Origin of the sequence: Vibrio sp. 10N.286.46.A8 (genome assembly GCF_041470165.1) — a bacterium.
GTDB classification, from domain to species: Bacteria; Pseudomonadota; Gammaproteobacteria; order Enterobacterales; family Vibrionaceae; genus Vibrio; species Vibrio tasmaniensis_A.
Genome location: NZ_JBFRLX010000125.1, coordinates 1 through 7,735, shown reverse-complemented (window position 1 = coordinate 7,735; position 7,735 = coordinate 1). Strand labels below are relative to the sequence as shown.

The window sequence follows — 7,735 nt, the reverse complement described above, 5'->3', positions numbered from 1 at the left end:
AAATGGCTCTATGGCCGTTGGTATTGAACAACTGAATCTAAAATTACCAATTAGTTCTTCGTTTGAGGCTACTGAGTCAATTAGTGAATATATTGAAAATTACATATAGTTGAGTGCTTATTTCTAATTACCAACCCTAGTTACTTTTAGTTGAGTTTAGTCTCTCCGGCGTCTGTACTTAAGTTAATCGGTAGCGTCATTTTTTAGTTAGCTCGCATTGAACGACAAGCGCGCTTCACACCTTTATACAGCATGAGGCTTACCAAACATGGAGAAGACCGTGATCGTACGGACTGCGACGAAAGAAGACTCAAGTGTCTTGTTAGAGTTTATTGAACAAAAAGCCGACTTTGACCGGAGTATGAAAGGGTTTGTTGGTGAAATCTCGACAACTATAGAGAAAATCGAACGTACACTATTTGGTGATTACGCATTTGCCCATGCATTAATATTGGAACGGAATTGTGAGCCTTTTGGCTTCGCACTGTATCACTATCGATATTCATCCTTCAGTGGAGAGCCATCAATCTGGCTTGACGACCTATTGGTTACAGGAAATCAAAGATCAAAAGGGTATGGCCGTGAACTTATGTTGGCTTTAAAGTCACAAGCGAAGTCATCAACCGCCTCTCACATCTCATGGACGGCAAGTCCACATAATAAGAAAGCGCATGATTTCTACAAAAGGTTGGGTGCAGAGGTTGAGCGAATGGATGGTCAAAGACCTTATTTCCGTTGGGCAATGTGCGATTCGTAAATGAATCAAAAGGGAACTATGAAAATAACGACGCTGGTTGATAACTCTCGACTGGATAACAGGAAAGATTTAGCCGTTGAGCGCGGACTATCACTGCATATTGAAACTGAATCGCTAAAGATCTTGTTCGATACGGGAAGTGGCGATACGTTTTGTCAAAACGCACCATTACTGGGTGTTGATATCAAGGATGTAGACCTCGCCGTCATATCACACAGACATCATGATCATTGTAATGGCACCGCTGATTTTGTTACTCATAACTCTAAAGCCAAAGTGTTTCTGAAAAATTGCGAACAGAAAAGCTATCATTTCCGGGCTTTCGGTTTCAAAAGTGATGTCGGGATCAATCCGGACTTACTAGAAAACAGCAACGAGCGGTTAGTCTTCGTTAATCGTACGACTGAGATCGCCCCAAATGTCTTTGCTATCACAGATATTAGCGTGAAACACGAACAACCTAAGGGTAATAAATACCTTTATACACAGTCGGAAAATCGACGGGAGCGCGACTCATTTGATCATGAATTACTGTTAGTGATTAAAGAGCCAGATGGTTTAGTTATATTCACGGGATGTGCGCATAGTGGCGTTCTTAATATGGTTGATACAGCGGTTACTCTGTTCCCAGGAGAGAGAATAAAAGCGGTTGTCGGGGGCTTCCATCTAGTGGGCTTACCATTGTTCAATAGTATTGGTGGCACAAAGCAAGACATTAGAGAGCTTGGATTGACGCTGTCTCAATACCCCATTGATAAACTGTATACAGGGCACTGCACAGGCAAGAAAGCTTATGGCCTGTTGAAAGAAGTATTAGGCGAGCGTTTGGAAGCAATGCCGACAGGTAGGTGTATTAATGTGTAGCGTTGGTCAAACCTTAGCTGTACGTTTGTCACTTGGTAAGAATTAAGGAGTTTTAAGTGAGTCAGGAAGTAAGAGTAGGTGTAGCTGCGGTTATTCTACGTGAAGGACGAGTACTACTTGGAGAACGAATTGGTTCTCATGGGGCTCATACGTGGGCAACGCCGGGCGGACACCTTGAGTGGGGTGAAAGTATCGAAGAGTGTGCCAAACGCGAAACACTCGAAGAGACTGGTTTAGTTGTTAGTGCATTTGAGAAGCTTTCTTTTACCAATGATATTTTTGAGAAAGAGAACAAGCACTATATAACGCTGTTTGTTGTTGCTTCTGACGCTAGCGGCGAACCAGAGATAACAGAACCTGATAAATGTAAGCAGTGGAAATGGTTTAAGCTAGATGAGTTACCTGAGCCATTGTTTCTTCCTCTGACGAATCTGTTGAGCGATCCGGTCATCCTTGGGAAGCTAGCGCAGTAAACGCGAATGATTGGAGGGCAAATCAATGAGAGCACCTTTTCAAGTTTTAGTCTTTCCCTACAAAACAGTCGACACCAAACCTCGGTTTTTAATCGTACGCAGAAGTGACAATAGTGTATGGCAGGCAATATCCGGTGGTGGCGAAAATGATGAATCAATTCTTGAAGCAGCAAAACGAGAGCTTTCTGAAGAAACTCAGTTAGTCGGTGATAACTGGCAGCAGCTTGATTCAATGTGCATGCTTCCAAAAGTCTTTTATGCAGGGAATCACAATTGGACTGAGCATCCATTCGTCATTCCTGAGCATTCCTTCTCAGTTAAAGTGACGAAAGATCCTGAACTATCAAGTGAACACACAGATTACCGTTGGTGCGACTACCAAGAAGCTATTGAACTTCTAACATATGACTCAAACAGAAACGCGCTTTGGGAGATTAACGAAAGGCTTTATAAAGCTAGCTAAAGTACACAGATTAATTAACTCTATATTAGAGTGGAAATCCTGATTAGATTCTTACTAATCTCTCGCTATTTAGTGAATAGGTAAATCATGACGTTACGAGTAGTTCCAGAGCTTTATTGTTTCGATATTAATGTGAGCAAATCCTTCTTTGTCGATGTGTTGGGATTTGATGTGAAATACGAGCGCCCAGATGAAGAGTTTGTTTATCTAACGCTTGATGGTGTTGATGTGATGCTTGAAGGGATTGCGGGCAAAAGTCGAAAATGGCTTTCAGGTGACCTGGAATTTCCTTTAGGGCGTGGCGTTAACTTTCAATGGGATGTTATCGATATCGAACCACTTTATCAGAGAGTTAACGAAAGCGCCGCTGATTCTATTTACTTAGCGTTAGAGTCGAAGTCTTATCAATGTGGGGGTTCGATCGCGACTCAGAAGCAGTTCATCGTTCAAACTCCTGACGGTTATCTCTTTAGGTTCTGCCAAGATATTCGTTAACACATAAGTATTATTAGCTACTCATTTATTACGAGAAACACGGCTAACTAAGTACCCGTATAAACAAGGAGAGTAGAGTGGTCAACATTCGTGAAATGGCAATTTCAGACTACGACTCAGTGATCGCGTTGTGGTGTCAGACAGAAGGCATGAGTATTCGCGATGCCGATTCGAAAGAAAGCATTGCGAGCTATTTAGATCGTAACCCTGGTCTGAGTTTTGTGGCTGAAAGTAACAACGAGATCATTGCCGCTGTGTTAGTAGGAACGGATGGACGTCGTGGGTATTTACAACATTTAGCTGTCTCGGCCAACTTTAGAGGACAAAAGTTAGGTTGTAAGCTTGTCGCAGAGGCGGTCAATGCACTTGCAGGGTTAGGCATCCCGAAGACCCACTTGTTTGTCTATAACGACAACATCAACGCTCAACAGTTTTACGAAAAATTGGGCTGGTTTCCTCGAGATGAAGTTCGAATGTACTCGTTTAATAGCTCGGATAATAGTAACGTTTAACCTTATAGATTCGCGCTGGCGTAGCTTGAATTTGTCACAGGTTCACGCGCACCTACCCAATATCAAAACAATTCTGGGGTAATTAGAAATGTTGTTTTCTAGTCTGTCTAAACCATTGGTTCATGGCTCCGAGTTATGTTCTGAACTGCTCAATTTCTTAACCGAGCATAAGAGTGATTTCGAAGAAAAGTTAATCCCAGACCTGTCATACATCGATGATATGGCACACGTGGTGGACGGTATTAAAATCAAAGACGTTCTACACATCAATGCGAATCAATACCGCCTTCAATATTCGTTTGATTGGGAGCTGTTTCTAGGTTGTTCAGATAGGAACGAAACTGGTGTCGAGAATGGAAGCGTTCTATTCACACTTGAGGATGATAACGTTCTTAATATCAACTTCCCAAACTACGGTTCTCGAGACACTAGCGATGAGCTCTAGTCGGTTTTTCGTGCGTGTTATACAGAAGGAACAACAATGATAACTATTGAAAGGCTTCAAGAATCACATGTGGCGTTAGTTCAGGCCATCCAACTCGCCGATGAACAGGTTAAGTTCGCTGGTACAGCTGCAGAGTTTTTATTAGACGGCAGTGAAACGACGCACTTGCACGTGATTAAGTCTGATAACGAAGTTGTTGGTTTCTTTAAGCTGGATATCGCTTACGCAGAGCACTACGAATTCTGCCCTGAAGGAAGTATTGGCTTAAGAGCTTTTGTGCTTGATAAAAACCAGCAAGGTAAAGGTTTAGGAACGGGCACGGTCAAAGCTTTGTTTCCATATTTAAAAGCGAATTACTCAGCGTATGAGTTGATTTACTTAACCGTGAATTGCAAAAATCCCGCAGCATTCAACTGTTATAAGAAAGGCGGCTTCGAAGATACCAATGAACAGTATTTAGGTGGCGCAGCAGGCCCGCAATTTATCATGCGCGGTCAAATCGTTTAGTCACATAAATAGGTTAATTGTCGAACGACAAACGATCTAGGGAGGGATCATGTCAATTACATCAGGAATAGCTCTATTTGTTGCGATGTTACTATCTGCAGCCATACCGGGACCCAGCGTTCTCGCAGTTCTGTCGAGGTCTCTAAGCTTTGGTTGGAAACAAGGCTTGTTAGTGGTGCTTGGCGTACTAATCGCGGATTACATTTTTATATTCTTAGCTTTGTCTGGTTTATCAGCTTTAGCTAGCGCAATGGGTGAATTTGCTACGGTAATTAAATATGTAGGCGTTACCTATTTGTTTTGGTTGGCTTACACAACATGGACGTCAGATGTTAGTGAATCATCGAGTACATCTTCGGAGCAAGGAACGAAAGCCTCAAGCGTGACTATCGGCTTATTGATGACAGTTTCAAACCCAAAGGCGATTTTGTTTTACATGGGTTTCTTTCCCGCATTCATAGACCTAAAAACATTTACCACAACAGATGTGATGATGATTTTGGTGATTTCAACTGTAGCTGTAGGTGGAGTATTGAGTCTCTATGCTTGCACTGCCTCTAAAGCTCGTTTTGTATTTCAAGGGCGCTCAGCAAAGATGCTATTGAACAGGTTATCAGGTGGCTTTTTGGCGACTTGCGGTGCTTTGCTAGCAACTAAAACATGAGTACTCTTAGGACTGTTTTAACCATAACACCAAACTAAGTGTTAACACCTAGTGTCTTTGCCTGCTTCATGGCATCATTCCACGTAGCTAAAACCCCAACAAGGTATGTTATGAAACAGAATATTGTCCACATTGCACTCGTGGTAAAAGACTACGATGAAGCGCTTGATTTTTATGTAAACAAGCTTAAGTTTGATCTCATCGAAGACACGTATTTACCAGAAGAAGATAAACGCTGGGTTGTTGTTGCTCCACCAAATTCAACCGGTGTGAGCCTGTTACTTGCTAGAGCTTCCAAGCCAGAGCAACTTGATTTCATCGGCAACCAAGCTGGTGGACGCGTATTCCTATTCTTAAACACCGATGACTTCTGGCGTGATTACGAACGCATGACGTCTTTGGGCATTAACTTTGTCCGAGAGCCTAAAGAGCAAGGCTACGGTACCGTTGCTGTGTTTGAAGATCTTTACGGTAACTTGTGGGATCTCCTTCAGTTAAACCCTGAACACCCTATGGCTAACAGGTAAGTAAGCTAAGGCTCATTCGTGTGTTGCTCAAGCTCAATTAAAGGAAGCTCATCGTGGAAGAAATCAAAGGCATTCTGCAATTCATGGTCGAAATTGAACAATTAAAGGATGTTCATCGACAGACAAAACCGGTTGGATTGGATCGATATGAAAACTCCGCTGAGCATAGTTGGCACGTCTGTTTGAGCGCTCTTATGTTGAAAGACTATGCCAATGAACAAATCGATATTACGCGAGTGATGAAGATGTTACTGATACATGACCTTGGGGAAATCGATGCAGGAGACACCATCATTTATGCCAGTGAAACCGAAGAAAACAAACTCAAAGAGAGAAACTGTGTTGAGCGCTTGCTGAAATCATTGCCAAGCCATTTAAGAACCGAGTATTTGGATTTATGGCTTGAGTTCGAAGCGGGTGAGTCACCGGAAGCCAGATTTGGTAAGGCGATCGATAGAGTGCCACCTTTGCTTCATAACATCCATGGTGATGGTCACAGCTGGAAGAAGCACAACATATCCAAAGACAAAGTACTGACCTTTAATGGCGAGCGTATCTCTAAAGGCAGTCGTGCTCTATGGAAAGAACTAGAAGTGCAACTTGAAGGTGCTGCGGACAAAGGGTTGTTAAAATAAAGTATTGAAAGGCCATGAGTTTTACGAGGTTCAAATGAAATACTTAGAAGTTGATTCTAGCGAAATCCCAATGGTGTTGTTACTTGAAGCTGATCCGTCAGAAGCAAGTATTGCGTCATACCTAAGCGAATCTTGGTGTTACGCGGCTAAACAAGATAGTGAGCAAGGTAACGAGATTGTCGGTGTCTGCGTCGTTAAGCCAATCGGGGAAAATATCGTTGAAATCTTTAACGTCGCGGTATGCCCTAAGCATCAGCAACAAGGCATTGGTTCCGGAGTGTTGAAATTCACATTGAATCAGTTAGCTCATAAACAGGTTGAACGTGTAGAGTTAGGGACCGGCACATTCGGTTATCAGCTTACGTATTACCAACGTGCTGGCTTTCGCGTCGACTCTGTCATCAAGAACCATTTCATCGATCATTATCCTGAACCTATCTTCGAACACGGCATTCAACATCAAGACATGCTGAGGCTATATATCGAGCTCTAACGATAATCTTAAATATAACATTAATATCTTATTTTCTATTGTTTACAAGGCTATATGCAAACTTCAAGTTCTAACTCTTGGTTAAGGTTTCATGAGTCTCTCTGCTAGCAGAGAATGGAAACGTGTCTATACTGACATGGGTTACGTCGCTGATTTTAGAAGTGGCGCTACGAATGTAAGTTTGATTAGGTTAAATCTCAGAGGTGACGATGAAAAAATTACTACCACTATGCGCCATTTTACTCTCGGCATCATTTTCAGCTACGGCTTCTGATGGTTTGATTAAATATCAAAGTAATTACTCAGTGAAAGAGACCGCTGACCGCTTTGAAGAAATCGCCAAAAGCAAAGGATTGACCTTGTTTGCGAGAATCGACCATCAGAAAAACGCGAGTAAGGTCGATCTTGAATTGAAACCAACCGAAGTCATCATCTTTGGTAACCCGAAAGTAGGGACACCATTAATGCAATGTGCTCAAGAAGTCGCGATAGATTTACCGCAGAAGGTGTTAGTCACGGAAGATTCCAATAAGAAAGTATGGTTGTCTTACAACGATCCTAATTACTTGGTAGAGCGTCACGCGATCAATGGCTGTGACAAAGTGATTCAAAAAATATCGGGTGTACTAAGTAAGTTGTCAGAAGCGACAGTGGCTAAAGCGAAATAACCCAATAGTTCACCAGCATGTTGGTTGATTTATCATGGTTGAGCAAAAGCTATTTTTCTCTAAAAGCTAATATATTTCCAAATGAGCAACTCTGGACATAAAAAAAACGGGCAGATCGTAGTGATCTGCCCGTTTTAATCAATCATCTTAATCACACTATGAGTAGCATGAATCAGAAGTGCTTATGCACAACATTTCTTGTATTTCTTACCGCTACCGCAAGAACATGGAT

At 42.1% G+C, this 7,735-nt stretch carries 14 protein-coding genes and 1 pseudogene; 14 read left to right on the top strand and 1 reads right to left on the bottom strand.

What is annotated here, in order from left to right; all coding sequences use genetic code 11:
* From AB4232_RS13305 to AB4232_RS13240, 14 genes and pseudogenes are all read left to right on the top strand, one after another.
* Positions 1 to 109: pseudogene (locus tag AB4232_RS13305) on the top strand (NAD(P)-dependent oxidoreductase); the annotation flags it as partial.
* A 159-nt stretch (positions 110 to 268) separates the two neighbouring features.
* Positions 269 to 757 carry an N-acetyltransferase family protein gene (locus AB4232_RS13300; protein WP_372087305.1) on the top strand — a complete coding sequence of 163 codons (489 nt, stop codon included), beginning with the start codon at positions 269 to 271 and terminating at the stop codon, positions 755 to 757.
* Between the two features lie 18 nt (positions 758 to 775).
* On the top strand, positions 776 to 1,621 hold the full coding sequence (locus AB4232_RS13295) for an MBL fold metallo-hydrolase (protein WP_372087304.1): 846 nt from the start codon (positions 776 to 778) through the stop codon (positions 1,619 to 1,621).
* Between the two features lie 56 nt (positions 1,622 to 1,677).
* Positions 1,678 to 2,094: an NUDIX hydrolase gene (locus AB4232_RS13290; protein ID WP_280589188.1), complete on the top strand. Its 417-nt coding sequence runs from the start codon at positions 1,678 to 1,680 to the stop codon at positions 2,092 to 2,094.
* 25 nt (positions 2,095 to 2,119) lie between these two features.
* Entirely contained in the window at positions 2,120 to 2,557 is a 438-nt protein-coding gene (locus AB4232_RS13285) for an NUDIX pyrophosphatase (protein ID WP_372087303.1), read from the top strand.
* A gap of 87 nt (positions 2,558 to 2,644) precedes the next feature.
* Positions 2,645 to 3,052, top strand: coding sequence for a bleomycin resistance protein (locus AB4232_RS13280; RefSeq protein WP_372087302.1), 408 nt, complete (start codon positions 2,645 to 2,647; stop codon positions 3,050 to 3,052).
* 77 nt (positions 3,053 to 3,129) lie between these two features.
* Positions 3,130 to 3,564: a GNAT family N-acetyltransferase gene (locus tag AB4232_RS13275; RefSeq protein ID WP_372087301.1), complete on the top strand. Its 435-nt coding sequence runs from the start codon at positions 3,130 to 3,132 to the stop codon at positions 3,562 to 3,564.
* Positions 3,565 to 3,652: 88 nt separating this feature from the next.
* The gene (locus AB4232_RS13270) at positions 3,653 to 4,009 is read left to right on the top strand and encodes a hypothetical protein (RefSeq protein ID WP_108193916.1); all 357 of its coding nucleotides are present in this window, start codon (positions 3,653 to 3,655) and stop codon (positions 4,007 to 4,009) included.
* A 36-nt stretch (positions 4,010 to 4,045) separates the two neighbouring features.
* Positions 4,046 to 4,516 carry a GNAT family N-acetyltransferase gene (locus tag AB4232_RS13265; protein WP_372087300.1) on the top strand — a complete coding sequence of 157 codons (471 nt, stop codon included), beginning with the start codon at positions 4,046 to 4,048 and terminating at the stop codon, positions 4,514 to 4,516.
* 49 nt (positions 4,517 to 4,565) lie between these two features.
* On the top strand, positions 4,566 to 5,180 hold the full coding sequence (locus AB4232_RS13260; protein WP_012604019.1) for a LysE family translocator: 615 nt from the start codon (positions 4,566 to 4,568) through the stop codon (positions 5,178 to 5,180).
* 110 nt (positions 5,181 to 5,290) lie between these two features.
* A complete protein-coding gene (locus AB4232_RS13255) occupies positions 5,291 to 5,707 on the top strand; it encodes a VOC family protein (RefSeq protein ID WP_017061801.1) in 417 nt (138 codons plus the stop codon).
* Between the two features lie 53 nt (positions 5,708 to 5,760).
* The gene (locus AB4232_RS13250) at positions 5,761 to 6,342 is read left to right on the top strand and encodes an HD domain-containing protein (protein WP_135381692.1); all 582 of its coding nucleotides are present in this window, start codon (positions 5,761 to 5,763) and stop codon (positions 6,340 to 6,342) included.
* A 34-nt stretch (positions 6,343 to 6,376) separates the two neighbouring features.
* Positions 6,377 to 6,835 (top strand): GNAT family N-acetyltransferase, encoded by a 459-nt coding sequence (locus AB4232_RS13245; RefSeq protein ID WP_372087299.1) that lies wholly within the window; start codon positions 6,377 to 6,379, stop codon positions 6,833 to 6,835.
* 209 nt (positions 6,836 to 7,044) lie between these two features.
* Positions 7,045 to 7,503, top strand: a complete 459-nt coding sequence (locus AB4232_RS13240; RefSeq protein WP_372087298.1) for a DUF302 domain-containing protein — start codon at positions 7,045 to 7,047, stop codon at positions 7,501 to 7,503.
* Positions 7,504 to 7,685: 182 nt separating this feature from the next.
* Here the strand turns inward: AB4232_RS13240 and AB4232_RS13235 are convergent.
* Positions 7,686 to 7,735, bottom strand: a 50-nt coding sequence (locus AB4232_RS13235; RefSeq protein WP_372087306.1) for an SEC-C metal-binding domain-containing protein, incomplete at its 5' end; no start/stop codon positions are given.

What these genes read in the sequence shown, in the direction of transcription:
- AB4232_RS13295 (WP_372087304.1), top strand. Translation starts at nt 776, where the DNA reads ATGAAAATAACGACGCTGGTTGATAACTCTCGACTGGATAACAGGAAA.
- AB4232_RS13265 (WP_372087300.1), top strand. Translation starts at nt 4,046, where the DNA reads ATGATAACTATTGAAAGGCTTCAAGAATCACATGTGGCGTTAGTTCAG.
- AB4232_RS13270 (WP_108193916.1), top strand. Translation starts at nt 3,653, where the DNA reads ATGTTGTTTTCTAGTCTGTCTAAACCATTGGTTCATGGCTCCGAGTTA.
- AB4232_RS13285 (WP_372087303.1), top strand. Translation starts at nt 2,120, where the DNA reads ATGAGAGCACCTTTTCAAGTTTTAGTCTTTCCCTACAAAACAGTCGAC.
- AB4232_RS13255 (WP_017061801.1), top strand. Translation starts at nt 5,291, where the DNA reads ATGAAACAGAATATTGTCCACATTGCACTCGTGGTAAAAGACTACGAT.
- AB4232_RS13240 (WP_372087298.1), top strand. Translation starts at nt 7,045, where the DNA reads ATGAAAAAATTACTACCACTATGCGCCATTTTACTCTCGGCATCATTT.
- AB4232_RS13280 (WP_372087302.1), top strand. Translation starts at nt 2,645, where the DNA reads ATGACGTTACGAGTAGTTCCAGAGCTTTATTGTTTCGATATTAATGTG.
- AB4232_RS13260 (WP_012604019.1), top strand. Translation starts at nt 4,566, where the DNA reads ATGTCAATTACATCAGGAATAGCTCTATTTGTTGCGATGTTACTATCT.
- AB4232_RS13245 (WP_372087299.1), top strand. Translation starts at nt 6,377, where the DNA reads ATGAAATACTTAGAAGTTGATTCTAGCGAAATCCCAATGGTGTTGTTA.
- AB4232_RS13300 (WP_372087305.1), top strand. Translation starts at nt 269, where the DNA reads ATGGAGAAGACCGTGATCGTACGGACTGCGACGAAAGAAGACTCAAGT.